Source organism: Bacillus haikouensis, from assembly GCF_013179555.1.
Classification (GTDB): Bacteria; Bacillota; Bacilli; order Bacillales; family Bacillaceae_B; genus Rossellomorea; species Rossellomorea haikouensis_A.
In genome coordinates, this window is the sequence record NZ_JABMCR010000504.1 from 1 (window position 1) to 1,636 (window position 1,636).

The window sequence follows — 1,636 nt, forward strand, 5'->3', positions numbered from 1 at the left end:
CCCCTCCCGCTACACACACAGCCCTGTCGAAATTGTAGATCTAATGGATATGGAAAACAGCCTAAAGTTAATAAAAGAGTTTACCTATACGGCTGATAAAATAGCTGGTAAGAGTTTTATAGATACGCTTTAATAAGAGGAACTTTACTCTATGGTTTACTATTTCAGGTAGATCACTGCATTTACGACAAGCTGGGATTTGATCATAAAACTTGATCATTTTAATAACGACTGTAAAAAAATCCTGTTGGCTCATAAGCAACAGGATTTATTCTTGTTCAGGCAACTGGCCTGGTTAATGAAATGAGTGGTGTGTAATTCAAGGCCATTTCAAATAATTTGGAAAAATGAAAATTAATGAATATACTGTCTCAAGAGGGGGGTAGTTATATGCTGATTCTATTAGCGATTTTCATGTTTGCAGGTGGATGGTTTGTATTTGTAAGAAACCAAAACAAAGGAAGGTCAAATTGGGTTCTCTGCATAATAATGCTTGTTGTCCCAGTGTTGTTTCATTTTATTGGCCTTACTTATGCAAGTTATCTTCACGATCAGGGCCAAGCATTTGGATCAGCATATTTAGCATTTTTATTGCTCTTTAATAGCCTGGTTATGATAGGAGTCTCTATTCTAATTTCGGTAAATAAAAAGAAAAAGGCTGCAAATAACACGAACTGAGTTTTAACAATCGGGAACTTTACTGGATTAATGAACGACCTGCCATTTACGGGTGCAAGTCCTGAAGTTCAGCCTGCTGCTCTTCAGCTTTCTATGTTCAATTATTGGGAGGTCAATTGAAAATAAAGAACATTGGAAAGAGCAAAATCCCCCAATGTTCTTTTTGTTATCTATTCATGTTGTCTTTCCAAAGCCAATTTTAATCCAAACCCAATTAATACAATCCCTGTAGCTTTCTCCATCATACTCTGAACATTTGGAGTCATAAGCCATTTGCGCAGATAATGAATGAAAATGACATAAACAATAAACCAGACAATTGACAAGAACGTATATATTATACCCATCAGTATCAGTTGGTTTGCTGCGTGAGATTGTGTGTTTACGAACTGAGGTAAAAATGTTAGAAAAAAGATTGCAACCTTAGGGTTCAAAACGTTTGAAAAGAACCCCTGCTTAAAAGCTGAGTCCTTTGCAGGTATCTCTTTCTGGTTTTCTACTATCTGTCCTTTATTTTTTGATATGAATGATGAAACACCCAGATAAATTAAGTAGGCAGCTCCAATGTATTTAACCACTTCAAAGGCAACAGCAGATTGCATTAGAACTGCTGAAAGACCAAACGCAGCCGCAAATGTATGAACGAGGGCACCAGCCGTGATACCAAGGGCCATTTTAAAGCCATCACTTTTTCCTGCTGATATCGTTCTCTTTGTTATTAAGGCGGTATCAATACCAGGGCTCATCACGACGAACAAAGAAAGTACGATAAATGTTAAAAAGTCATTCATAATCCTGCTCCTCCTTACGATTTGAAATGCATTGTGATAAAATCATACTTAATTAAAGTAAATTTATTTTAACATAGAAACAAGAGATGAGTTAAGTAATATTTAATAAAATTAAATCTAATTTAACGGAGTGTATAATGGAAAATATTAATATAGGGAAAAAGGTT

General features: G+C 35.5%; 2 protein-coding genes. One reads left to right on the top strand and one right to left on the bottom strand.

Annotated elements, in window-relative coordinates:
• The first annotated feature begins 390 nt into the window (after positions 1–390).
• A complete protein-coding gene (locus tag HP456_RS23710) occupies positions 391–678 on the top strand; it encodes a hypothetical protein (RefSeq protein WP_172255603.1) in 288 nt (95 codons plus the stop codon).
• Positions 679–848: 170 nt separating this feature from the next.
• Here the strand turns inward: HP456_RS23710 and HP456_RS23715 are convergent, their stop codons facing one another.
• The gene (locus tag HP456_RS23715) at positions 849–1,469 is read right to left on the bottom strand and encodes a LysE family translocator (protein ID WP_172255605.1); all 621 of its coding nucleotides are present in this window, start codon (positions 1,467–1,469) and stop codon (positions 849–851) included.
• Positions 1,470–1,636 lie beyond the last annotated feature (167 nt).

What these genes read in the sequence shown, in the direction of transcription:
- HP456_RS23710 (WP_172255603.1), top strand. Translation starts at nt 391, where the DNA reads ATGCTGATTCTATTAGCGATTTTCATGTTTGCAGGTGGATGGTTTGTA.
- HP456_RS23715 (WP_172255605.1), bottom strand. Translation starts at nt 1,469, where the DNA reads ATGAATGACTTTTTAACATTTATCGTACTTTCTTTGTTCGTCGTGATG.